This is a genomic window from Streptomyces sp. NBRC 110611 (assembly GCF_001590865.1).
Taxonomy (GTDB): Bacteria; Actinomycetota; Actinomycetes; order Streptomycetales; family Streptomycetaceae; genus Streptomyces.
In genome coordinates, this window is record NZ_BBUY01000003.1 from 335,250 (window position 1) to 357,241 (window position 21,992).

Sequence of the window (21,992 nt, forward strand, 5' to 3'; positions counted from 1 at the left end):
CGGGAGGGGTCACCTCCTTATGACGGCCCCCTGTTCGGGAGCGCCGAAACGTCGCGCCAGATCGGCGACGGTGGCCGGGCGCCGCTGGTCGGCGGCCGGACGGGGGAAGCGCCGCGGACGGCGGATGCGCTTGCGGGAATTGGCCTGCGCGGTGATCCACGCGGCGTCGTTCACGGCGTCGATGACCGAGGCGAGCAGGTGCGCCGAAACGGTCCAGCCGCGGTGGTGGGGCCCGCCGCGGACGGCTGCGGCGAGCGCGGAGTCTTCGGGGAGTTCCTCTACGAGCCCCAGCAGCAGCGACGGCGCCACCGGCTGGCTTCCGAAGAGTGCTTCGGCCAGGTCGAGGCCGTAGAAGCGGCGAAAGTCGGCGAGCAGCGCCGTGCCGTACTCGTCGGTCAGCTCGCAGAGGGCGAGGGTTCCCCCACGCTCACCGCCGTCGCCCACTGCTCGAAGAGCACAGCGGCGGCGGCGAGGTCTCCGCCGAGGGCATCGAGGAGCCGGGCGGCCTGTTCGGGAGTCTTGGCAGCGATCTTGAGGGCTTCGGTTATGGCGCCGGTGTCGCCGGCGCCGACGAGGGATTCGATGTCTCCGAGGAGGGAGCGTTCCTCGGCGCTCATGCGCAGCGGGGAGCGAAGCGTGGCCGTGGTGCCGTCCGGTAGGGCGATGTCGAAGTCGCCGTACTGCCGCTCGGCAGCGCGGCGGATCTCGTCGAGCGTGACGCGGGCCATGGGTACGGACCTCCAGGGTTCGTGCGGACGCTTGCGGGGTGGGCATGGCAAGGCCGGGCGGCGCGGCGGTCCGCGATGACCGCGCCGCCCGGCTGACAGGGGTGGGCGCTCAGGAGCCCGGCAGTGTGGAGAGCGGGGCGAGGGTGCCGACCTGGTAGGTCCAGTCCTGGCCGGACATGCCCAGGACGGTGGCGCGCACGGGCAGGCCGGCCAGTTTCTCGGCGTCGAACTCGATGTCGTCGGCGCGGGCGATGGACACCCGCGGAAAGTGGAAGAACATGCCCATCGCGCCGTCGCGGACGAGGACGAACAGCGCGCCTTCGAGCTCTTCGGGGACGCTCGGGGTCTGCACGACCGTGCGGCCGGCGGCCTGGATCGTGGTGGCGTTGGTGCCCCAGAACGCGCGGTAGGCCTGCTCGTCCCACTGCTGAAGAGCGAAGGTGACGGTTTCCACGCGTGCGCTGGTGGTGTTGCGGATGTTCTTGTTCTGCCAGGTACCGAGCGTTTCGGTCTCTCCGCCTTCGCTGTTGACGCCGAACGGGTCGTCGAGGCTGGTGTGTCCGAGGTCGACCCACGGCGCGGCGGGGCTGGTGATGTCGTCGGGGATGGGCTGTCCGGTCGTGGGGGCGAAGTAGTAGTGGCCCACGGCCGGGTTGAGGACGGCGTTGTCGTCGAGCGGCACGGCGGTGCCCTCCAAGGTCTCTCGGGAACGACGAAGCGCCCCGACAAGGGGTCGGAGCGCTCGGGTGACGGGTTGGGGGCCGCCGTCTACGGGGCGGGGCGGACGGCGAGTTCGTAAGTGGCCTGGTAGCGGTACACGCCATCGGGCGTGCGCTCCTCCGGCAACAGCACGGGGGCCGTGCGCTCAGTGAGGAAGCCGATGGAGCCCACGGCCGGCACCACGGTTTGCGCCCGCCATGCCATGACCAGGGCCGTACGGGAGGCAGCGGCGAGGTCTTCGGCCGCGCGGTCCGACTCGGCCCAGGTCTGCACATCGACCACGGCGCGGGCGAGGAACCGCATGTCCACCGCGGCCCCGCCGACCGGACGAGCAAGGACGAACGGCAACGGCATCGGCTCAGGCAGCAGAGTTCCCACGGTCGCGCCCGCGAGGGCGGGGCGCAGGATGCCGACGAGGAGATCAGCCGCGGACGGCAGCATCCGGGCAGGCAACGGCCTCAGCCCCCTCGCGCCGCACGGGTCATGATGTAAAGCCCCTGCATGGGACCCACCCGCCGGCCGCGGCTGTTGGTGGAAGCGACGCGGCCGTACTCAATGGACAGGGCAGCGACATCGACAAGGGACACCACCACATCGGTACGGCCATGGGTCACCTCGATGCGGGCATCGCCTTCGGCACGGTGCGCTGCGAGGTCGGCCCGTGCATGCTCGGCGATGCGGTTGCCCCGCTGCCGAACGGCGGCTTTCACGCTGCGCATCCGGGCCAGGCGGCGGCTCATGCTGGCGATGGCGACACCTCCTTGTCATGTCGTGGTGGTGCGGGCGCGGATGAGGGCGTCGATGTGCCGGGTGGCGGATGACCCGTTGTAGCGGCGGGGTTCGCCGACCACATCCCACGTGCGGCCGTCCCATTCGACGCGTGCCCATGGGCCGAGTGGCGCGTCCCGCGCGATCACGCGGTAGGTGGTGGTCGTGGCCTGTCCGGCTACGGTCGGCTCGTCGGGGTCTTCCGGCTGGATGCGGCACCGGACGACCACGGGGATCGCGGAGGGGCGCCATACGACGTTGCCGCGGTCGTCGGTGGTCTGTTCCTGCGGGTAGATGGTGACGGTCTCGTTTCCCCTGTCCAGCAAGCTCACAGAAGCACCGTTCGTCTCTGCTGTTGAAGCCCTAGGATTACGTTCCTGAGTCGAGGTTGATGGGTGGAGGGTCGAGGTGACCGATATTCCAAACGCGACGATTGCGGACACTCAAATCATCTCGTACGCAATGAAAGGGGTCTTGAAAGAATCCATTGCAGGCTTCACCATTCCGAGCACCGTGGCGCACGAATTCTTGACGGTGCGCGATCGGAATACCGGCAAGTCTAGATACTTCACCCCGTCCCCGCAGATCCTCTCCGTGCCGCCCCGAGTCACCCCAGAAACAGGGCCGGCGGTCGTCATGGACCGCCCCGGCAACATGCCACGTTTTCGCAACAGGACCGATCGACTCGTGATGGATTTCAACAACGAGTTCCCATCGATCGTGGAACACGGGCACATGGGCATGGCGGCTTTGATCAACTCGGCAGGTGACAGGATCTTCAGGGAGGCCATATTCCACCTCCCGAAGAAGGAGAAAAAGGCCCTTACAGCTAAATTCCACTTCCTCATAGAGGAAAAGATCAGATGTATCCCCATAAACGGGCAACACGCACAGCTAGCCTTCGACTTACTTCGGTCCCTCATTGCATCCGGCGTCAACCTGAAGGCGAACTTCAGAAACAGTCTGAACGATATGATCATTCTAGCGACCGCACTGAAGTCGAAGTCTAGCCTTTGGACGGAAGATGATCTCTTGGCGAATTTCGCCAAGAGGCACCTCGAACCTGATGTCAGCTTTCGCGACGGCGTGTATCGAATCGAATTCCCGGAACGCAGTTCAGAACGCCAAAAGTCTCGTGAGAGCAAGGGGTACGTCAATACGGGATGGCGGTTCGCACTGCACCGAATTCCCCCACCGGCTACGGCCACCACTCACGGTTGAGCGGGAGGTAGGGGCCGGTCCCGCGCGGGTAGCGGACGAGGTAGCGCGGGTCGTGGCGCAGCGGGTCGAGGTAGGGCACGGCGGTGAACGCGCCGCGTGAGACGCCGAGGAGTGCCCATTCGTCGTCGAGGATGGTGAGGAAGCCGGCCGCGGCGCGGGTGTCGAGGGTGTAGGCGTAGTTGCCGTCCGTCTCGGAGCGGTAGCCGCCGGGGTTGCGCAGGACGCGGACGACGGAGGCGGCTTCGACGGAGACGACGAGGGCGCGGTAGTGCTCGTCCGCGCTGACGCGTTCGTCGAGGTCGGGGATGCGGGCGCGTATGCGTTGCTCGGCGTCGTCGAGGAGCACGGCCGCAAGCCGTTGCTCGTCCTCGTCGAGGGGGCGGCCGAGGCGGGCGGCGACATCATCGACGGTTGCGTACGCCACGAGCTTGCCCCTCCCCTTCGAGTCGTTCGACGGCGGTCACCCAACGGGCGAGTTCGGGGCGGGGGTCGAGTTCGGCGACTCGCTCGCAGGCGGCAGCCGAGGCGGCGGTCCACCGATCCGGAAGGATGAGTGAGCGAATGGCGGAGACCCACGCGTCGAGGTTGCCGCGGTCCGCGAACGTTCCGGCCCACGAAACGGACTCGACGAGGCCGGGGGTGGGGTTGGCGATGACGGGGATGCCCGAGCACATCGCCTCGATGGCGGCCATGCCGTACGACTCGTACACGCTGGGCATGAGCAGCACCCGGGTGCGCGCCCACACGTTCCCGCGCATGTCCGGCGTGTGCGGGATGATCTCGACGTTGGGCACGTCCCGGCGGATGACCTGTTCGCCGTGGCCGCCGATCACACCGGCGAACTTGACGTCCGGCATCCGCTTGGCGAGTTCGTACAAGATCTCTCCGCCCTTGTGGGCGTTGAGGTTGACCAGCGTCACCAGCTCGCCGGGGCTGGTGGCGTGTTCGGCGGCGTGCACGGGCGGGTGGACGACGATGCGGGGCACGTTGTAGCGGGCCAACTCGCGCTCTATCCACAGGGTGTTGAAAACTGCAAGCGCGGGCCGCTTGTGCAGCCACACGCGCGTGTGCTGCATGTCGTTGTGGATCAGCTGAATCACCGGAACCCCGCGTGTGCGTCCGTACTGGCTAGCGTGCGGGGTCTCCTGGTGGTGGGTGACCAGCGCGGCCGGGGCGAGGGTGTCGAGGAGTTCGGGGACCGTGCCGAGGGCTCCGGCACGGTGGACGGTCACGCCCTGGTGGACGTACTCCGCTTCTCCTTCCTCTTGGCTCGTGGTCACCACATGGGCTTCGTGGCCGGCATCGACGAGCGCCCTGAGTAGCGTGTGGAGCATCGTTTCCGATCCGGCGTTGTGGAACGGCACGTACCAGTGGACGAGGGCGACGACGCGCACGCGGTCCCCCTTTCGTCAGGATCGGGCGGGGGCGTCCTCGTAGGCGGCGAACGCCTCAAGATCACCTATGGCCCATCCGAAAATGATCTCGGCTCGCAGTGCTACGAGGTTGTTTTCCCACAGCGACACGAGCTGTCCGCCGAGCGTGATCGAGGCACTGTCAGTGAAGTCGAGACGGAGGTCCTTGACGATGCCGACGCGCAGTTGGTTGAAGTCGCCGCCGATGGCGCGGACGCGGGTGTCGTGATTGGCTCCGATCTTGCCGGAGACGGCGCGGCCGTAGCGGACAGGCAGGCCCATCACGGTCATGGTGGCGTCGGACAGGTCCGGTCCGGCTGCCTGGAAGAGGGGGCGGCCGAAGGAGTCGTAGGCGTTGACGGCGCGGGCGCGGAAGCGCGGGTCGGCGGCGAAGCTGGTGAAGTCGTGGCCGGCGTCCACGACGAGCTCGTACCCGTCGCCGATGTCCTTGGCCAGGCCGCCTTCGTCGGGGAGCGCGGTACCGAGGGTGACGCGGTTGTCGGTGGCGTTGAGGAATTGGCCTTCCACGCCGGCGAGCGCGTCACCGGTGGTGGCTGCGCGGCCGTGGAGGACGGCCAGGTCCACGGCGCGGGCGATGGCGAACGACAGGTCCCCTTGGATCTGCGAGTACAGGCCGGCGATGTCGGCATCCATGAACTCTTGGGAGACGGTCACGATGGTCGCGAACTTGCGCGGGGTGACCACGCGCATTTCGTACCGGTACTCGCTGCCCGGCTTGCGCTCGCTCTCGCCGACCGGTCCGGCTTCGGGACGCTGGGTGATGACGGGGATGTTCGTCTGTCCGTACGAGAGGGGCATGGTGTTGGCCATGCTCAGGATCAAGGACTGTTCCTGTGCCTTCTCGAAGATCGGGGCGACGACTTCGACGGGAAGCTGACCGATGTCAGCGAGGATGCCAGGGGATGGCATGGATGTGATCTCCTCTATCTGTGCAGGCGCTCACGCGCGAACTGGGCGAAGATGTCCGCGGGCGACGCCGGGGCGGATGCCCCGCCGCCCTGGGTGGGGTCGGGCAGGGGCCGGCGGGGGCCGGTGATCTTGGCGGCGATGCGCTCCGCTCGCTGCATGACCTCGTCCTCGGAGGAGCCGGTCAGGAACTCCAAGAGGTCGTCGGGGATGCCGTGGGCGCGGGCGGCGCGCTCGCGCCACAGGTCGGCCTCGGCCCGTGTGCGGGCGCCAAGGGCCTCCTCGTACTGCTCTTCGAGGGACCGGGCGCGGGCTTCGAGGTCGGGGTAGCGGGTGGCGAGGTCGCTGTTGCGCTTGGCACGGCGTTCCCAGTCACGGGCACGGCGCTTCCACCGCGTGAGCTCGTCCGTCCCGCCTTCGTCCTGGTCGTCGTCAGCGGGGTCGTGCTGCTCGGCAGGTAGGGCATCGGCGGAGGTGTCGGGGCCTGTGCCGCCCGGGGCCGCGGTGGGAGGGGACGAAGTGACGCCAACGGCTTCAGCTCCGTTGGCGAGGGTGCTTGCGGCGGCCGTGGTGGCGGTGGTGTCGGACACGGGGTTCGCTCCCTTTCCGGGCGCATCGCCGGCTCCGTTGCGGTGCGCGGCGTAGTGGGCATGGCGAGTGCGCCCGTCCCCGTTGCGGGGATCAGCGCGCGGGTGGTGCGGTCGAGCGTTACGAGGCAGCGGGTGCCGTGCTGTCGTCGTCGGCCGCCTGCTGGCGCTGCTCGGCGAGGTGGCGGCGCCAGTCGGCGAGGGTGCCGCCGCTCGCGCGCCACTGGCGTTCGAGTTCTTCGGCTTCCTCGCGTCCGGGCCATGCGTCGGCGTTGAAGATGGGGACGGCGACGCAGGAACAGCCGTCGTGGTACGGCTCGTTCTCGCCGTCGCGGTTCAGCGCGGCGGACGCGTTCTTGTAGACCGCGCCACGGCTGACGAGCATCAGGCAGAACGCACACGGGTTCGCCGACAGGGCGCGGCGGGCGTAGCCGAGGGCGGCGGGGTCGTGGCGGGCGGCGTCCACGATGGCTTCGCGGCCGGCGTCGCGGGCGTGCCGCTCGGCGATGCGTACCGCGCGCTCGGTCGTGGTCTCTGGGGGCCGCTCGCCCTCGTCGAGGGTATTGAGCTGGGCGCGCAAGAGGCGGTAGGCGGCGGCCACGGTGCGCGGCGGGTAGTTGCGTCGTGGCACCTCCGGGCTTTCGTCACGGCCGCCGTCGACCGCCGCGAGCCTGTTGCGCGGGGCTGTTTCCTCACGCTGTGACGGATCCCGTGCGGAATCCGGCTCGGCCGTATCGTCCTGGCGTGACGCATCCGTCTCCGTGGTGTCCGGGGTTGTTGCGTCACGGCGTGAGGTTTCCCCGCTGCGGGTCGGGGTGAGCTGGGCGCGGCGCTGGGCGGCGTAGAAGTCGGCGGCGAGCTGCCAGGACTCGACGCGCGCCCGGTAGATCGCGGGGTAGGAGGCTTCGAGGAAAGCGGCCCACTGCGCATCGCTCGGCCGTCCGCGCAGCGAGCGGACGAGCGGGGCCAGCACGGCGCGCAGCGCGGCCGTGATCGTGTTCTGTCGGCTCCGGTATTCCTCGGGCCTCACGCGGCCGCCGCCCCGCCCTCGTCGGATGTACCACCGCCTGTGGCGGCGAGGTATCTGACGGCGGGGTCGGCGTCGGTCATGGCGCGGAGCCGGGCGCGGTACTGCGGGGAGTAGCCGAGCTGTTCCCACGCCGCTTCGACGGGGAGGATCCCCGTGGCCACGAGTTTCGTCACGGCGTCCGCGCGTGCTGCAACCGTCGGGGTCGCGGCGTCGCGCCAGACGGTTTCCATCCCCGCCGCGCCCGTGGTGTCGAGTCCTTCGACGAGCAGGGCGAGCCGCATCACGCGTTCCCACCCGCCGCCGAAAGCGCGCTGTTTGCGCTCCGCGCGCTTGATCAGCCGTGCCTCGGACGAGCGGATCGCATCCGCCGAGGCGGGGTTGTCCGTGGACATCCCCAGGTAGTAAGGCGGGAGGCCGGTGACGGAGGCGACGAGCTTGGCGTAGAGGTTCATGACCTCCACGAAGTTCCGCAGGTCGGCGGACGGGAACTGGCCGGCCTTGGCGTCGTCGTTCGCCAGCATGAGGAAACGGCCCACATACGCTTCCCATGCAGGGAGGGGGTTGCCGTGGGCATCCTGGAAGTCCTGCTGGCTCGCGCCGAGTACGTACCGCTGCGGGACCGCCAGCATCTCTTGGGCGCCCTGCAGATTGGTCAGCGAACGGCACGCGGCGTCCGTCAGCGCCATCACGTCGCGCATCTCGCTCGCGCCGGACCGCTCACCCGCGCGCCCACGGTTGGTCAGCATCTCCACCAGGGGGCGGCCGAGGTTGTGCACGTCCTCACCGCTCACGTTCCACCGGCCTCCGTTCTTTACGCGTTCGAGCGAGACCGTACGGTCGGGCAGATAGAGGCGGGCGGCGTACGGCGGCTTGGTGGGGTGGCTGTCGCGGTCGTGGGGCTCGTCCTCGGGCTCCTCGGCAAGCACGCGAAGCGCGGCGGTGATCTGGCGGGTGTAGGGGTCGAAGTCGGCTGCCATGTGGCGGGCGGACTCCACCCGGATCACGGGTGTGGCCGCCGCGTCGAGCGGAGTGCCGACGGTGACGTAGGCACGCCCGTAGATCAGGGCGTCGAGGTGGGCCAGCTGGCTTTCCTCGTCGAGGTCATTGGCCTGCCACCACTGCCACAGCCGGTCGTCGGCGTCCGCCGATCCTTCGAGCCGGAACCCTTCCACGTCCAGCCGCTCTTCGAGCGCATCGACATACAGGGCCGGCCAGTTGACTACCGTCGACAGCTGCCGCATCTCGGGCGGAAGGGCGAGCCCGATGGACGCGAGCCGGACCCGACCCTCGTAATAGCGGTCGAGGCGGGATCGGGTGTGGGCGCCGCTGGTCAGCTTGCGTTCGAGCCGGGCCACTGTGGCGGCGTAGTCGTCGGCCATCGCTCCCCCTCTTCAGTTGGTGATCAGCGGAGGACGATCACGCGCCGGTCTTTGCGGGTCGTGCCCTTGCCGTTCATGGTCAGGTCGTAGCGGGCCATCTCGGCGAGCAGGCAGGCGGCCCATCCGTCGACCTTGCGGCGGCTGCCGCGCCTGTCCTTGCCGAAGCTGATGCCGTACCGGTTGGGGCGGCGCCGGGCATTGAGGACGTGGCGGCGTAGCGTCACGTCCCCGGCGTGACGGATCTTGCCGTCGCGTACGGCGCGCATGAGGCGTTCGTTGGCCAGGGTCGATTGGTACAGGCGCCCGCGCATGTCCCAGGCCACCGGGTTGCTCGTCGAGGCGCGGACTCGGACGGTCTCGCGGAAGTCGCGGCCCCAGGCGTCCACATAGCTTTCCCAGTGCTCGACGTCGGCGAAGAGACCAGCCACGTCGTACCGGTCGAACGCGTCCCGGACGGCGGTGTCCACGGCTTCGCGGTCGATCTCCCAGCCCTTGCCGTCGGGACCGTCGGGGCGTTCCCAGATGCCGAGCGGGACGAACAGCCGGTCCTCGATGCGGCAGGCGACGAGCGCCGTGGCGTCGTCGCGGATGGAGCCGTCGAAGCCGAGGACGATGGTGTCCCCGTCGATCAGCTCCGCGTCGGTACGGCAGACATCCCACTCGTGTGGGGCGAAGAGTGCGTCATCCGCCGTGGCGACCTCGTTGAGGTAGAAGCGCCGTGCGTCGGCGGGGTCGGTGCTGGTGTCGTAGATCTCTTCCAACACGCGATCGATGCGCACCCATGGCGCGTCCCGGTACAGCCGCTTCAACGCGGCACGGACTTCGGCCTCGTCGGACAGATCCTTAACGGAGGCCTGCGGGTGGTAGCGCATGAGCCCTCCGAACTCCCTGCGGGACAGGGCCTGTTCGGCGTCCTCGGCGGTCTTCTCGGCAACGGAGTCCTCGCCGGGAACCCACGTGTTCGTGGTCTCGATGGACCGGCCATTCATCTTGCCGAGATTGCGGCGGATGGTGGCGGCGAGCTTGCGGCCCCCGTTGGACGGCAGCCACAAATGGGGCTCGTCGAGGACGGCCGCGGTGAGGCGCTGGCCCTCTCGGGAGGCCGCCGACGCGGTGACCGGCTCCAGCCTTCCCGCGCGAGTGCGGACACGGGTCAGGCCGATGTCGAGCCCGGGTATCGCGTGGGCGGCGTCGCCCTCGCGCAGCATCGCCAGGACGAGCGACATGGTGTTGTCTGTCTGGTCCTGGCTGACGGCGGCGAGCTGCACATGGGGCGAAGGGTGCGGCCGACCGACGGCCTCGCCTGCGGCGTCGAAGCCGTCGAACACCACTTCCGCCGCAAGTTCGCAGCAGGACAGGGCGCTAGCGAGCGGGGACTTGCCGGCACCCTTGGGCATGACGACCTGGCCGCGGCGGAACAGCCACGAGCCGTGGGAGTCGACGGCATACCACCAGGCGACCACGCGGGCTTGAGTGTCCGTCCACCGCCACGAATCGCCCGCCGCGCTGCCGTCCGGCTGTGCGAGGAACGTCTCGCCCCACGCGAGTACTCCCCACCCCAGGGTGGAGAGGCCGTAGTCGGTGGGCATGCCGATTGGTAGACCATCGGGGGCGAGCGGTATGCGTTGACCAGCGAGCGTGACGCGCAACGGTCACACCCCCTTGACGTTCCCCCACCGGGCGCGGGCGGCGGCGCGTGCCTGCTCGGACACGAGGTTCTGCTTACGCTGCGCGTCCGCCGGGGCATCGGGCAGCTTCAACGACTTCAGGAGCGCTGCCAGCACCGAGCGGTGTTGGCGCACTTCGGAGACGAGCGGGGAGGCGACGAGCTGCCCCATGGACCCCTTGACCATCAACGGGGCGTCGGCCAGCTCGGCTTCGAGGCGTTCCACGATGTCGGCCTCACGGCATGCGTCGCCGAGGATGCGCGCCTCATCGGGGCGCAGCTCGTACCGTTCGACGACCTCACGCCACAGACGGCGGCCGGCTGCACCGAGCTTCGCGGGCGGGCGCGGCTTGGCCCGCTCGGTGTCAAAACCGGCCACGGCGACCACCCCCAACCGGAGAACTGACTGGACTCCCCATCCCGTGATGCGGGTCACACCCTTTGTGCACTGGCAGAGCAGACCCCGGCCGCTGGCGCAGCCATCATCGGTTCCGGACACCACCGCCGACGGGAGACTCGGATGCCTGTTCTGCGCCAGATCACTACATGCCCGATGCCGGCTGCCCACGCCGTCGAAGGCCGAAGCCGAAAGGCGGGGCGCGCGCTGGAGTATCAGGTGAAAGTGTGCACCCGGCACCGGTCACTCACGCAGGACTGGCCCGGACGACAGATCAGCCACGCACCAGACGGCCGGTGCGGAACCGTTCTCGATCACCGAGCCTACGAACAAGTGGTGCAGTCTCATGGCGACCAATGGATCGGCCCTCTGACCACACAGCGCCTACGGGACTACGGCGGCGACGTTGCCGCCATGCTGCGTGCCGCCCACGACTGGCTGGCCGCTGTGTTTAAGGATCCCGAGATGCAGCGGTACGAGATTCACGGGGCTGTGGTGACGGCGCTCGATCACGCGGCGCGGCTGGCCGAGGCAGTCGCGTCGGGCCGTCTGGACCCCGAAACTGGTAAGGCCCAGGTGTTGGCGGCGCTCGGCGTCGCCGAGACGATCGATGTCGTGTCACGAGGGGCGTAGCCTCACACGCCGCCTGACTCCGCAAACCCAAGGATGAGGACGAAGGCCGGGAAAACGCGACGGAACCGCACGCATGACGGGGACTGCTATGACGATGCGGTCTTCCCAAGATCACCGGGGTGGGGGGTCTCCCCCACGTTCCCGCTGGTCAGACGCGACTTGACCCCGATCCGTTAGGCGTATGCAGTGCATACGCCTTGGTCACGTGGTCACTCGTCGCCGTCCGTGTGCTCGTCGTCCGGTCGCGGTGCGCGTCGGCGCTGTGCTGCGGGGTGCGGCTCGGTGGGTCGCTGCCGGGGCAGCTGCGCGCGGGACTTCGCAGCGGCCTTGCCGCCCTCGCTGCTCGACTTCGCGCGGTGGCACGGGTCCGAGTGGATGGCGGCGAGGTTGTCGGGTGAGTGGTCGTCGCCGGGGGTGATGTGGTCGACCTGGTCTGCGCCGTGCTTGCCGCAGACGTGGCAGATGCCGTTGTCGCGACGGAGGATCGTGGCGCGCAGGATGGGCCAGTTCGGTGGCAGGCGCTTCGCGCGGTTGCTGGTGTCCCATGCCATGCGGGTCACCTCCTCACGGGTTGCGATTGTCGCCGGGCCACATGCCGGTTTGATCGTGGTGCCACTGGCTACAGATGCGGCGGGCGCGGTCGTCTCCGACGTGCTTTGTCAGGTGGCGGTGACAGCGGGTCCAGTCGCCGGGGGTACCCCAACGGATCTTCGCGGAGCCTTCGCCGGCCTTCCAGTAGCTCTCAAGGCTGTTGGTCACGGTCGCGCTCCTTCACTGGCCGTGCGGGCCGCGCGGGATCTGGCGCATGAGGCGTTCGTACTCGCGGCGGCTGAGGTGGTAGCGCGGGTCCAGCTTGGGCTCGGTGCGTTGGGTGGTGGTCGTGGCAGTCACGTGGTGGCCTTCCTCGGCGGTGCCGGTTGGCCGGGTGCGGGGAGTTCGCGGAGGTCGTAGCGGACGTTCCCGCGGCCGGTGCCGTGCTGGGTGATGCGGCCCTCGTGTGCCCACCGGTAGACGGTGGCGGCGGGGCGGCGGCAGTAGGAGGCGGCTTCGTCGGGCCGTACGAGGATGGGGGCGCTCAACGCGCGGAACCTCCTTTGGGAAAGGCGAATGGACCGCCTCTCGGGGGTAGAGGCGGCCCATTCTGGTCTGCGCGCGATGGGACGGTGTGCCGCTGTGCGGTGACACGTCTTGCGCTCGTATCCGAAGCTATTTTCACAGGGGCTGGATTGTCAACCCATTACGCCGCCTCGGCGCCGATAGCCGGTTTCCTCATGGCGTCGGCGAGTTCGGCGAGTTGCGGTCCGCGCCATTGGGTGAAGCATGCACTGCAACGCGCGGTGAGGGTTGCTGGATTAGCCGTGATGCGTCCGCCGCACTCGCACGCGCCGAGCGGGACGCGAGGCGTGTCACCGTCGATGACGCGTTGGGCGCGGCTGTGAAGCCATGCGATCTCGTGGGCGAAGTCCCCGGCCGCCGGGTGGCGTTCGGCCGCCCATGGGAGGTTCACACGGAGCCGCTGAGCTGCGGTTGTAACGCGGTCGTGGGCGGTGCCCCACTGAGGCTGGTACCAGCCGAGGAGGTCGTACCAGTCGGTGACCCATGAGACGAGGATGTCGGGGATTCCGCCCGTGGCGGTGAGGTTGAGCGCGTCAATATTGCACGGCGCGGGAGCTTCTACGGCGGCGCTCTTTCCGGTGCTAGTCGGCTTTACGCCGATGATGCCCTCTAGCGTTCTGTAGAGCACGGGAATTTCGTCCAGTTGCTTACCCAAACGCTCTTCGCAGATATGGCACAGGCAGCGTTCACCGCGCACGCTCCTTGGACAGTTCTGGCAATCACTCATCACTCGTCACCCTTCGGCCATCCGTATTCGGTGATATCTGCGTAGTCCCCTTCAGTGAAGGGCTCGCCGACGTCGGGAAGCGCGGAGACGGAGCCCGAGCCGAAGTCACGCCGCGCTCCTCAACTGGCGCCGGAGGTCTGGGCCGTCGAGACGGACGATGCTGGCAGTCTGCGCGAGGCGGGATGCGAGACGGTCACCGAGACGGCTGACCAGGTCGGGCCCGCTCGGCCGGCCGGTCTCGTCGGGCGCGGCCCGGACGGGGAAGTTCGTGGTGACAACGAGCGGGAGGCACTGGTTGTAGCGCTCGTTGATGAGCCGGTAGGTGGCTTCCTCGGTCCACTCGGAGAGCTTCTCGGTGCCGAGGTCGTCGAGGAGCAGGAGCGGGACGCGGCAGAGCCGTTTCAGTTCGTGCTCGGTGCCGTGTGCGCTGCCGCCGGGACGAAGCCGCCCGTACATGTCGGGGGCGGTGGTCGCGATCATCTCGAAGCGACGGGGTCCAGCCTCGGCGATGCGGCGCAGGGCGCCGTAGGCCTGGTGGGTCTTGCCGGTGCCGATGCTGCCGGTGAGGACGAGGAATCCGGCGTCACGGATGTCGGTGGCGGCGCGATCAGCCCAGGCGAGCACATCGGGGTGGGTGGCGGTGGCCTCGCGGTAGCGGTGCGGGACGGCGGTACGCCAGCGGTTGAAAGCGAACGTGGCGCGCTGCCGGCGGTGGTACTCGGGGTGGCCGGGCTCGTCCGGAGTGGGCTCGTCCGAGAGCGGCGCGGCGGTGACGTCGGGGCAGTGCTCGGCGATGCCGGCCATGAGACGGGCGAGCAGGGAGGGCCGGTTCTGGGCGAGAGTCTGGGGTTCGGTCATGGGACGGGCTCCTCAGAATCCGAGGTCGTTTGCGTAGGCGGAGGGAGGCGGGCACGTAAAGGGCTGGTAGCCGCCGGAGATGGCGTTCGGCGGCTTGCTGGTGCCGGGCGTCGTCAGGGGCGGGAGTTCGCTCCAGCCGCGCAGGAAGTACCGGGCTGAGGCGACATCAGCGCGGGCGGCGGCTTTGGCGGCGTGGTCGACCATGGCCGGGATGCCAGCCTTCTCGATGAGGGCGAGGACCGGGAACCACTGGTCGCCTTGGAAGGGCCAGCGGACGATGACGCCCGCGGCGGTGAGCTGGTCGACGAGGGGGCGTGCTGCTTGGGGGATGCCGTACGCGTGACGGTCGGCAGCAGGGGTCTCTTGCTTGCTGGCTGAGGGGGTAGTTGGTGAGGGGTTAGGAGGGGTAGGGGTCCCGGTTTCCGGGACACTGGCGTCCCGGTTTTCGGGACACTGAGATGGTGCAGTGTTCTGGGTTCCGGGACGCTGAGCGGGGGTGTCAGTGTCCGCGTTTCCGGGATGCTGAGAGCAGTCAGTGTCCCGGGAACCGGCACTCTGAGACCGAGCGTCAGCGTCCCGGTCTTCGGGACGCTGAGGCGCGGCAGAGAACGTGGGAATCCGGTACTTTGCGGCGCCGTTCTTCTGGCCGGCGGCAACCCGTTCCAACGCGCCCTTGGCCGTGAGCGACTTCAGGACTACGTACATCTGCGACCGGGATACACAGGTGCGGTGCAGCATCTCGGGGCACTCGACGCTGTTCCAGGTGGTCCGGGTCTCGTCGTTGGCATCCTCGGCAAGCGCGACCAGGACGCGCGCCTCGCGGTGCGTGAGATCCCGCGGTGCGCGGTCCAGGACATCGACGATCAGACGGATTCCCACGTGCCTGCTTCTCTCCCTGTTCTGCTTACGACGCTGCGGTGGTCGCGCTGCGGTCGAGGAGCAACCGCAGCGCGGCGGCGGCCTGCTGCGGCACGACGCTATTGCCGAGCGCCTTGAGCTGCGCGGCCCGCGATAGGTCGGGGACAGCGGTCACGTGGCCGTCGGGGAGTCCCATGAGCCATTCGACGAGGGCGGGGTTCAGTCGTCCGCGGTCGTCCACGGGCTGTGGAGCAGACCGGGTGAACTCTTCCCATCTCTTGACGGCAGCGGCGTACGGTCCCCAGTCGATGCCGCAGCTCTGTGGCTCCATCGCGGCCGGCGGGGAGGTCAGCGACGTCATGACGTTCGACAGATACGCCTGATGTCCGGCGGCCTTCCGCTCCTCTGCCGTTGCGTAGTGCGAACCGTGTTCGCTGGCCGTCGGAGTCGGGAGCAGCCGCGCCGTCGCGCTGGAGAGGGTGAGATCTCCCTTACTGCCGCGCTGGTTGGGTCCACCCTTCTCGCCGTCCGAGGCGCGTGGCGTCGGCAGCAGACCGGCCACCGTGGTCAATGACGGGCCGCCCTTCCGGCCTGGCGCGTCGTGGCCTCGGTCGTCCGATGCCGTCGGCGTCGGGAGCAGCGACACCGCCGTACGAAGGTCTGGGCCGCCGTGGCCGTGTGTCCCGGCACCGTTGGTGTCCGAGTTGCGTGGTGTGGGCAGCAGGCGCACGGCGAGGCCGAGCGGTAGACCCATGTCACCCATACCGGGGTTTCTGGCCTTCGCGCGTTCACGACGCGCCTGCCAGACCTCGGGGGCGATGGTGTCCTGTATGAACGTGGCCGTTGGGGTGGGCATCAGGTGTTCCACCTCGTCAGCGAGCGTCGGCACCTGACCACCCGCGCGCCGCTTGTCCGGATGCTGTGAGCCCCCGTTCGAGCCGAGGTTCGAGGAGAGGGTTCTCAGCAGCAGGCCGCGCGATGATGAACACGCGCTCGCGGCGGTGGGCAGTGCCGATCTCCGACGCACGTACGCACGCCCATTCCGCGTCATACCCGAGGCCGGCCAGGTCGCCGAGTACGGCGCCGAGTGCTCGCAAAGGAGGTTCAGCGCTTCCGTCTCCCACACACCACGGGCACGGTTCCACGTCGCTATGGGCCGTCGCCGAGAGGAGGCCGCGGACATTTTCGATCACCGCCAAAGAGGGTCGTAGGGATTCGATGGCTCGGGCGACATGCAGCCACAGGCCCGAGCGGGTGCCGTCGGCGATGCCCGCGCGCTTGCCGGCGAGGCTGACGTCCTGGCAGGGGAATCCGGCAGTGAGCACGTCGACTGGCTCGACGTCGCGGAAATCCACGGCGGTCAGGTCGCCGAGGTTGGGTACGTCGGGCCAGTGGTGGGCGAGGATCTTGGACGCGTTCAGGTCCATCTCGCAGTGCCAGGCGACCGTACCGCCGAGAACGGCGATGATGCCCATGTCGAGGCCGCCGTAGCCGGAGCACAGGGAGCCGATACGGGGTCCGGTCACGCGTCCCCCGTTCCGTCCTCGTGATTGACGGTCCACAGCAGTACGTCAGCCTCCGTGGCCGCTTCGGCCTCATCTCCGATGAGAGCGTCGGCAACCTCCGGCTCCGGGTTAGAGGGTTCTTCCACAGCCGACTTGTTGCGTCGCCGTACAGTGCGCGTCGCGCTGGCCGTGCCATCGGTGAGTTCCTCGGCGGAGTACGGCACGCCGTGCAGGACATCGGAGGCGGTGAGCCGGCAGGCTTCGGAGGTGGCGCGAGCCAGCAGCATCGCCGTGGGCTGGCGCTTCCAGTTGTCTTTGCCGGTCAACTGGGCCTCGCGGGCACGCTCGATGGTCCATTCCGAGCGGTGGACCTCCGCCTCGCCCGCACGGCGGCCGCACACGACGGCACGCGTAGCGGTGGTCTCCTCTTCCCAGATGGCGTGGCCGTGGGACTGGATGAGGGCGCGCATGGCGTTCGCACGCATCGCTGGCGTTCCCTTGATGAGGTCGAAGGCCCGCACAGCGGCCATCGGGGACAGTCCCATTTCGTTGCCGGTGAGGATGGCGGCGGTGATCTCGTGCGCCTTGCCCCGGAAGGCCTCGGGCACGAACGACGTACGGGCGAGGGACTCGGCGATGGTGAAGGCGGCGCGGGCGGAGTCGGCCCACGCGACGAGCTCGGCGACGGTCCCGCGCTGCTCCGCGGGCGGGGCGGCGGCTGGGGCGTCGACGGTGGCCGGCAGGGTCTCGCTCATCGGCTGGTCTCCATAGTCTTGAGGAGGTGGGCGGGCGTTACCGGGGCGTGGACAAGGGTGCGGCGGGCTTTGTCGGCGCGGGCGACGGCGGCCACATCGAGGAAGAGCTGGAACGTTTCCTCGCTGGTGTCGAGCGGGACGACGGCATAGCCGTCCTCGCGCAGGTGCACGGCGTACGTGGCGGTGATGTTGAGCCGTGCCATGGGGGACTCGGTGCCGTCGTCGTTCAGGTGGAAGTCGGCATACCGGTAGGCGGCGAGCTGCAACGCGGTATCGGGCCAGACGCCCGACCGGCTCGTCTTGTAGTCGAACAGCGCCACCTGTCCGCCGGGCAGTTCGGCCACCAGATCGAGGGTCCCGGCGTACCCGTGGGCGCGCGAGCCCACCGGGGCTTCCCTCAGCAGTGGGCGGACGCCCCAGTCGTCGAGGAAGCCGGCGCACGCCGCTACGTACCCGTACAGCTCTTCGGGGACCTCGGTGTCCTCGTCGCGTGAGAGGGCGTCGGCGTAGCGGTGGACCTCGGTACCGCGGGCCGCAGCGGCGTTCCGTTCGCGGAACGGTGCGCGGCGGATCTCGTCGTACGCCGCGTCCGCCTCGCCCGAGGCGACGAGTGGGGCGAGAGCGCGCCAGTGGTCGACCGCGTACCGGGCGGCGGACTTCGCAGCCCACCCGACGAGTGCGGGCTTGGGCAGTCCGCCGCTGATGAGGGTGGTGACGCCGGGTGCCGGTTCGCCGTCGAGGGTGTAGGCGTGGCCTTTCTGGGTCTCGGTGCGGACGAGCGTCATCGTGCGGCCCTTTCCCGGATGCGCGCGGTCGTGCTCTGGGCGGCGTGGTGGTAGAGGTCGGCGGCGAGTAGGCGCGCGTCCCGCTCGGACATGGCGAAGTCGATGGACGGCAGGGAGTCCATAAACGTTTCGAGGGCGGCATCGAGTGCGGCGGCGGCCCCGTCGATGATGCGTTCGGGGATGTCCCGGGCCTCTTCGAGGTTCGCGAGTCCGTCGTAGGTGCGGCGCCGCGTCGCGATCTTTTCGAGCATGTCGGCGACGCCCTGCGGGTCGGCGGCGTACACGGTCGCGATGATCTGGGCGACGACTTCCGCGATGTCGTGGCCTTCGAGAAGCACATGCCGCCTGTCTTCATGCAGCCGGACCGTGATCATGCCGCCCCCTCGTGGCCGTCGGCGACGTTCACGGCGAGGTGGCCGGCCGCGAGGAGCCGTTTGCGGATGAGGTCGACGCCGCGCGGGGTGACCCGCAGTGTGTAGTGGGCGCACGGCCCCGTGATGTTGTGGCTGACGAGGGTTTCCGTTGCCCGGAAGTGCGGGCGGAAGTTGGCGTACATGTCCCAGAGCGGTGACCACACGGCGCGTACCGGGCGAAGATCAGGCCCTCGTCGACGAGGAATCCGCGCAGCCACGTTTCCCGGATGCCAAAGAGCTTGGCGACTTCGCGGATGAGGCGGTCCGAATCGTGCGCGGAGAGGTACGCGTCATGGGCGGCGGCCTTCGGTTCGAGCTCCCTCACGCGCGCATCCGCATCGACCAGGGCGCGGGCGGTGCTCAAGAATTGTTCGGCGAGCGCGAGCACGCCCGCGGGCTCCGTAAGGTCGGGCAGGGCCGGGACGGCACCGGGTGCGGCGTAGGCGCCGGTCCGGCGGATCTGCGGCAGCACCTCGTGAGTGACCCACCGTTTGAAGGCCCGTGCCTGCGGCTTGCGGGACCGCAGGATCAGCGAGTAGAGCCCCGGCTCGGTAACGATGTAGGCGTGGGGCTGTCGACGCCCGGTCGAATCGATGACTTCAGCAGTGCTGAACTCGTCTTCGTCCAGGCCACGCAGGGCTTCGGTGGGATTGACCAGGCCGAGGATGTCGAGGACGTCACGGGCGACCCACCACGGGGCGCCGTCGATCATGATGGTCCGTACGGTCTGGCCGGTGTCGGGGAAGGTGAACACGGCCGGGGTGGTCTCGCTGGTGTCGTGCGTCATCGCTTCTGCTCCCCTTCCGCGGTGACGGCCGCGCACTGCTCGCGCAGGGTTGCGGCGTGGGACAGGGCCGCCTCGGCCGCTCGCTCGATTTCGGCGGCGTACGTCGCTGCACGGTGCGGCGCGTGCTCGGCGAGTGCTTCGACCCATCGCGCCGCCTGCTGTGCCCGGCTGAGTACGTGGACCGCTTCTCGGGCCGTCAGGACCGAGTCGGCGGCGACGAGTCGTGTGGTGTGGACTTCGGTGTCTTGGCCGTCGCGGTGCGCTTCGACGTACGAACTCGCCAGGCGCCCCCGCAGCGCGACGAGTTCGGGTGTGTTCATGGATGCGTACGGCGTGGTCATCGCTCACCGCCCACGTAGCGGGCGTAGACGCGGTGTTCGCCGACCACGGTGCGTGCCGTCGCTTCGAAGGCTCCGGTTGGCCGGTAGGCGCGGAGCCGTCCGTCACGGATTGCTTGTGCCGCTGCGCCCGCCTGGTCGGAGGTCTCTGTCCTGCGTACCACGGCCCATTCGCCCGGTCGCTCCCTGAGTTGCCGGGCAGCTTCCACGTGGTCGGCGGATCTTCCCGGCACCGGCGGTGGCGGGCCTATGAACTCCGCGGCCGTGCTCACACTCCTCACTCCGCTTGCCCCCTGTCGTTTACTTGACCAATCGGTATGTTTTTCTATGTGAACACAGGGAGTTTTACATGCCACGAACTGCATGTCTACGAAAAAGAACAAGAGGGGGTGGAGGTAGCCGTCTCTCGTCTATAGTCGTGAACGATCTGTCTAGGGGAAGAACACCCATCTTTCCCGGGCGGCGTGCACGGGTCGGCACACCTTCATCAAAGGAGAGAACGTGTGCTTAGCAAGGTGGCGGGAGGCGCAGCATGGCTGACGAGCAGCGGGCGACACTTTCCGGCCTCGTACGGCGGCGGCGTGCCGAACTCGGCCTGAGTCTGCGTTCCTTGGCGAGTTGCTGCACCGATCCGGAGACGGGCGAGCAGCTGAAGTTCGGATGGCTGCACAAGCTGGAGAAGGAAGAGTCCGTCATCCCTCCGCAGCTTCCCGGACTGCGCGCGCTCGCAAGTGGCTTGAAATTGCCGTTGAAGCTCGTTCAGGAGGCAGCCGGGGCCCAGTTCATGGGCATCGTGTCGGAGGTCTGGAGCGAGGCCGGCGACGCGCGCGTCCTCGTGGCCTACTACGAGGAACTGTCCGAACCAGAGCAACGCCAACTGAAGGCCCTCGTTGAAGCGTTCTCCCGGAACCGCGGACGCGGAGACAGCCAGTCATAGCACCGAAGTTGACGGCCTTCGGCATTTTGCCGTAGTGGATTGTCATACCCCCCAGCTAGTGTGAATCGAGCCATCGCCCTTAGGGCTTCGATCGGTGCGCTTGCGCGCCAGACCCGCGCTGGGGGGCCATTTTGTCCACTCCTGTCGTTCGCATCGAGTTCAAAGACGACATGCCGTCCGGAAAGTACGCCATTCCCGCGGAAACCGACGGCGAACTGGTCTGGCACGTCCGCCGCGACGCCATACGCAAAGAGGCAGTCGATGAAGTCGCCGCGATCCTGTGCCACCTCGCCACACACGGATGGGGCCAGCACTGGGACGGTCGGCCCACGACCGCACCGCACCAGGCGGACAAAGCCGCTCAGGCCCCCGCACGCCCTTTCACCCTGCGCATGGAGACGCGCAACGACCTGCCCCGCAGCCGGAATGCAGTACTTCTGGAAGCCGACGGCGAACTGGTCTGGTGCGTCCGCCCCGGCGTGATGCTCAGAGAGTTCATCGAGGATGCCGCCCTGGCGCTGGGCTACCTCGTACAACACGGTGCGTGGGTCCAGCATTGGACCCCAGGCGACCACTGACAGGCATCAGTCGGCCAGCCGCACAGGCACGGGGCGCGGAGACAACCACTTCCCCCCGGAGCCGCCAACCCTCTCGGCCGCTCAGCATTCTCTGGCATGGGGTTCATCGGGACCGCAGAACACCCCCGGAATCATCAAAAGGTATTGCACAGCATCCCTTTCCGATGCAAAGATGTGCCGTATGAGCGCCCCACCTGGCGGCACGGGCCGCAGACTCACCAAGAACCCGCTCGGGCCTTCCGGGGATCAAGTACGCCGCAACATCACCCGTCTTCGCGAGGCCAAGGGGTGGGACAAGAAAGAGCTCGCGTGGCGCGTGACCGACTTGGGGCGCCCCATGCCCGAACTGGCCATCGGCCGTATCGAGGCCGGCAGCCGACGCGTGGACGTGGACGATCTCGTCGCCCTCGCCGTCGTGCTCGGGGTGAACGTCTCGGCGCTGCTGCTTCCACCGACTGACCACGACCGCGAGCAGTGCGGCGTGACCGGTGCGGGCGAGGTGGGCCAAGACGTGGCGTGGGACTGGGCGGACGGGCAACGCCCGCTGGCATACGGGAGCGACCCCGGTGCCACGCATCTCCAGTTCCTCATGCACGCGCGTCCCACCGGGCGCCGCATGACGGAGATGCCGCCCATGCCGAACGACGAGAAGGGGAAGGCGTGACCACGAAGGCAGATTCCCGCGGCTCAACGCGGCAGGAGCTCATGTCCATCGACGAAGTGGCCGCCTTCCTCCGGAAGCCGAAGAGCTGGGTATACGGGAACTGGCGCAGCGAAGGCATCCCCTTCAAGAAAGTCGGCAACCAACTCCGCTGCCGTCCAGCGGAATTGGACGACTGGCTCGACCGGCAGATCCCCTGATCACGC

General features: G+C 68.6%; 33 protein-coding genes. 6 read left to right on the forward strand and 27 right to left on the reverse strand.

All coding sequences use genetic code 11. From position 1 onward, the window contains the following. Nucleotides 1-9: 9 nt before the first annotated feature. The 6 genes from AZE13_RS37505 to AZE13_RS09680 all read right to left on the reverse strand — a co-directional run bounded on the left by AZE13_RS37505 (nucleotide 10) and on the right by AZE13_RS09680 (nucleotide 2,548). A complete protein-coding gene (locus AZE13_RS37505; protein ID WP_066929055.1) occupies nucleotides 10-444 on the reverse strand; it encodes a hypothetical protein in 435 nt (144 codons plus the stop codon). Beyond that, the gene (locus AZE13_RS09660) at nucleotides 396-728 is read right to left on the reverse strand and encodes a phage tail assembly protein (protein WP_066929057.1); all 333 of its coding nucleotides are present in this window, start codon (nucleotides 726-728) and stop codon (nucleotides 396-398) included. Before AZE13_RS09660 ends, AZE13_RS37505 begins: the two co-directional genes overlap by 49 nt. A 109-nt stretch (nucleotides 729-837) precedes the next feature. Further along, nucleotides 838-1,425 carry a hypothetical protein gene (locus AZE13_RS09665; RefSeq protein WP_066929059.1) on the reverse strand — a complete coding sequence of 196 codons (588 nt, stop codon included), beginning with the start codon at nucleotides 1,423-1,425 and terminating at the stop codon, nucleotides 838-840. A gap of 71 nt (nucleotides 1,426-1,496) precedes the next feature. Further along, nucleotides 1,497-1,889 carry a hypothetical protein gene (locus AZE13_RS09670; protein WP_066929061.1) on the reverse strand — a complete coding sequence of 131 codons (393 nt, stop codon included), beginning with the start codon at nucleotides 1,887-1,889 and terminating at the stop codon, nucleotides 1,497-1,499. Nucleotides 1,890-1,906: 17 nt separating this feature from the next. After that, nucleotides 1,907-2,188 carry a DUF5403 family protein gene (locus AZE13_RS09675; RefSeq protein WP_066929063.1) on the reverse strand — a complete coding sequence of 94 codons (282 nt, stop codon included), beginning with the start codon at nucleotides 2,186-2,188 and terminating at the stop codon, nucleotides 1,907-1,909. Nucleotides 2,189-2,212: 24 nt separating this feature from the next. Then, nucleotides 2,213-2,548 (reverse strand): head-tail adaptor protein, encoded by a 336-nt coding sequence (locus AZE13_RS09680; protein WP_066929065.1) that lies wholly within the window; start codon nucleotides 2,546-2,548, stop codon nucleotides 2,213-2,215. A 76-nt stretch (nucleotides 2,549-2,624) separates the two neighbouring features. Here AZE13_RS09680 and AZE13_RS36270 point away from each other — a divergent pair, with 76 nt between their 5' ends. Then, complete coding sequence (locus AZE13_RS36270; protein WP_147264630.1) at nucleotides 2,625-3,437, forward strand: hypothetical protein; 813 nt, start codon at nucleotides 2,625-2,627, stop codon at nucleotides 3,435-3,437. On the opposite strand, the gene AZE13_RS09690 is transcribed toward AZE13_RS36270, so the two are convergent. From AZE13_RS09690 to AZE13_RS09725, 8 genes are all read right to left on the reverse strand, one after another. Then, nucleotides 3,415-3,861: a Gp19/Gp15/Gp42 family protein gene (locus AZE13_RS09690; RefSeq protein ID WP_066929069.1), complete on the reverse strand. Its 447-nt coding sequence runs from the start codon at nucleotides 3,859-3,861 to the stop codon at nucleotides 3,415-3,417. The genes AZE13_RS36270 and AZE13_RS09690 overlap by 23 nt on opposite strands. Continuing rightward, nucleotides 3,839-4,831: a glycosyltransferase family 4 protein gene (locus tag AZE13_RS09695; RefSeq protein WP_066929071.1), complete on the reverse strand. Its 993-nt coding sequence runs from the start codon at nucleotides 4,829-4,831 to the stop codon at nucleotides 3,839-3,841. Before AZE13_RS09695 ends, AZE13_RS09690 begins: the two co-directional genes overlap by 23 nt. A 15-nt stretch (nucleotides 4,832-4,846) precedes the next feature. Continuing rightward, nucleotides 4,847-5,779: a phage major capsid protein gene (locus tag AZE13_RS09700; RefSeq protein WP_066929073.1), complete on the reverse strand. Its 933-nt coding sequence runs from the start codon at nucleotides 5,777-5,779 to the stop codon at nucleotides 4,847-4,849. A gap of 14 nt (nucleotides 5,780-5,793) precedes the next feature. Further along, nucleotides 5,794-6,366 carry a hypothetical protein gene (locus AZE13_RS09705; RefSeq protein ID WP_066929075.1) on the reverse strand — a complete coding sequence of 191 codons (573 nt, stop codon included), beginning with the start codon at nucleotides 6,364-6,366 and terminating at the stop codon, nucleotides 5,794-5,796. Between the two features lie 118 nt (nucleotides 6,367-6,484). After that, the gene (locus AZE13_RS09710) at nucleotides 6,485-7,393 is read right to left on the reverse strand and encodes a hypothetical protein (protein WP_066929077.1); all 909 of its coding nucleotides are present in this window, start codon (nucleotides 7,391-7,393) and stop codon (nucleotides 6,485-6,487) included. Further along, nucleotides 7,390-8,772 (reverse strand): phage portal protein, encoded by a 1,383-nt coding sequence (locus AZE13_RS09715; protein WP_066929079.1) that lies wholly within the window; start codon nucleotides 8,770-8,772, stop codon nucleotides 7,390-7,392. The genes AZE13_RS09710 and AZE13_RS09715 overlap by 4 nt, the downstream gene beginning before the upstream one ends. Before the next feature lie 23 nt (nucleotides 8,773-8,795). After that, nucleotides 8,796-10,361 carry a terminase gene (locus AZE13_RS09720; protein WP_066929082.1) on the reverse strand — a complete coding sequence of 522 codons (1,566 nt, stop codon included), beginning with the start codon at nucleotides 10,359-10,361 and terminating at the stop codon, nucleotides 8,796-8,798. Nucleotides 10,362-10,424: 63 nt separating this feature from the next. Then, the gene (locus AZE13_RS09725) at nucleotides 10,425-10,817 is read right to left on the reverse strand and encodes a hypothetical protein (protein WP_066929559.1); all 393 of its coding nucleotides are present in this window, start codon (nucleotides 10,815-10,817) and stop codon (nucleotides 10,425-10,427) included. Between the two features lie 141 nt (nucleotides 10,818-10,958). Here AZE13_RS09725 and AZE13_RS09730 point away from each other — a divergent pair, with 141 nt between their 5' ends. Continuing rightward, nucleotides 10,959-11,468, forward strand: coding sequence for a hypothetical protein (locus AZE13_RS09730; RefSeq protein ID WP_066929085.1), 510 nt, complete (start codon nucleotides 10,959-10,961; stop codon nucleotides 11,466-11,468). A gap of 209 nt (nucleotides 11,469-11,677) precedes the next feature. On the opposite strand, the gene AZE13_RS09735 is transcribed toward AZE13_RS09730, so the two are convergent. From AZE13_RS09735 to AZE13_RS36790, 13 genes are all read right to left on the reverse strand, one after another. Beyond that, a complete protein-coding gene (locus AZE13_RS09735) occupies nucleotides 11,678-12,019 on the reverse strand; it encodes an HNH endonuclease (RefSeq protein ID WP_066929087.1) in 342 nt (113 codons plus the stop codon). A gap of 13 nt (nucleotides 12,020-12,032) precedes the next feature. Further along, nucleotides 12,033-12,227, reverse strand: a complete 195-nt coding sequence (locus tag AZE13_RS09740) for a hypothetical protein (RefSeq protein WP_066929088.1) — start codon at nucleotides 12,225-12,227, stop codon at nucleotides 12,033-12,035. Between the two features lie 128 nt (nucleotides 12,228-12,355). Further along, nucleotides 12,356-12,547, reverse strand: coding sequence for a helix-turn-helix domain-containing protein (locus AZE13_RS09745; protein WP_066929090.1), 192 nt, complete (start codon nucleotides 12,545-12,547; stop codon nucleotides 12,356-12,358). Between the two features lie 158 nt (nucleotides 12,548-12,705). Beyond that, nucleotides 12,706-13,281, reverse strand: a complete 576-nt coding sequence (locus AZE13_RS09750) for a hypothetical protein (protein ID WP_147264631.1) — start codon at nucleotides 13,279-13,281, stop codon at nucleotides 12,706-12,708. Nucleotides 13,282-13,416: 135 nt separating this feature from the next. After that, entirely contained in the window at nucleotides 13,417-14,169 is a 753-nt protein-coding gene (locus tag AZE13_RS09755) for an ATP-binding protein (protein ID WP_066929093.1), read from the reverse strand. Between the two features lie 12 nt (nucleotides 14,170-14,181). Further along, nucleotides 14,182-15,048: a hypothetical protein gene (locus AZE13_RS36275; RefSeq protein WP_147264632.1), complete on the reverse strand. Its 867-nt coding sequence runs from the start codon at nucleotides 15,046-15,048 to the stop codon at nucleotides 14,182-14,184. Between the two features lie 25 nt (nucleotides 15,049-15,073). Next, nucleotides 15,074-15,883: a hypothetical protein gene (locus AZE13_RS37925; RefSeq protein ID WP_258527678.1), complete on the reverse strand. Its 810-nt coding sequence runs from the start codon at nucleotides 15,881-15,883 to the stop codon at nucleotides 15,074-15,076. Nucleotides 15,884-15,899: 16 nt separating this feature from the next. Continuing rightward, nucleotides 15,900-16,553 (reverse strand): DNA cytosine methyltransferase, encoded by a 654-nt coding sequence (locus AZE13_RS37515; RefSeq protein WP_258527679.1) that lies wholly within the window; start codon nucleotides 16,551-16,553, stop codon nucleotides 15,900-15,902. After that, on the reverse strand, nucleotides 16,550-17,287 hold the full coding sequence (locus AZE13_RS09775; protein WP_066929099.1) for a hypothetical protein: 738 nt from the start codon (nucleotides 17,285-17,287) through the stop codon (nucleotides 16,550-16,552). The genes AZE13_RS37515 and AZE13_RS09775 overlap by 4 nt, the downstream gene beginning before the upstream one ends. Then, on the reverse strand, nucleotides 17,284-18,072 hold the full coding sequence (locus tag AZE13_RS09780; RefSeq protein ID WP_066929100.1) for a hypothetical protein: 789 nt from the start codon (nucleotides 18,070-18,072) through the stop codon (nucleotides 17,284-17,286). The genes AZE13_RS09775 and AZE13_RS09780 overlap by 4 nt, the downstream gene beginning before the upstream one ends. After that, nucleotides 18,069-18,446, reverse strand: a complete 378-nt coding sequence (locus AZE13_RS09785; protein ID WP_066929102.1) for a hypothetical protein — start codon at nucleotides 18,444-18,446, stop codon at nucleotides 18,069-18,071. Before AZE13_RS09785 ends, AZE13_RS09780 begins: the two co-directional genes overlap by 4 nt. Nucleotides 18,447-18,474: 28 nt before the next feature. Further along, on the reverse strand, nucleotides 18,475-19,239 hold the full coding sequence (locus AZE13_RS09790; protein ID WP_181690296.1) for a BRO family protein: 765 nt from the start codon (nucleotides 19,237-19,239) through the stop codon (nucleotides 18,475-18,477). Between the two features lie 29 nt (nucleotides 19,240-19,268). Then, complete coding sequence (locus AZE13_RS36790) at nucleotides 19,269-19,592, reverse strand: hypothetical protein (RefSeq protein WP_181690297.1); 324 nt, start codon at nucleotides 19,590-19,592, stop codon at nucleotides 19,269-19,271. Nucleotides 19,593-20,142: 550 nt separating this feature from the next. Between AZE13_RS36790 and AZE13_RS09800 the strand changes: the two genes are divergently transcribed. From AZE13_RS09800 to AZE13_RS33865, 4 genes are all read left to right on the forward strand, one after another. Further along, nucleotides 20,143-20,547: a hypothetical protein gene (locus tag AZE13_RS09800; RefSeq protein ID WP_066929109.1), complete on the forward strand. Its 405-nt coding sequence runs from the start codon at nucleotides 20,143-20,145 to the stop codon at nucleotides 20,545-20,547. 131 nt (nucleotides 20,548-20,678) lie between these two features. Further along, a complete protein-coding gene (locus tag AZE13_RS09805; RefSeq protein ID WP_147264633.1) occupies nucleotides 20,679-21,125 on the forward strand; it encodes a hypothetical protein in 447 nt (148 codons plus the stop codon). Between the two features lie 181 nt (nucleotides 21,126-21,306). Then, nucleotides 21,307-21,789: a helix-turn-helix domain-containing protein gene (locus AZE13_RS36795; protein ID WP_181690298.1), complete on the forward strand. Its 483-nt coding sequence runs from the start codon at nucleotides 21,307-21,309 to the stop codon at nucleotides 21,787-21,789. A 41-nt stretch (nucleotides 21,790-21,830) separates the two neighbouring features. Continuing rightward, nucleotides 21,831-21,986, forward strand: coding sequence for a helix-turn-helix domain-containing protein (locus AZE13_RS33865; protein WP_079123852.1), 156 nt, complete (start codon nucleotides 21,831-21,833; stop codon nucleotides 21,984-21,986). Nucleotides 21,987-21,992: the final 6 nt, after the last annotated feature.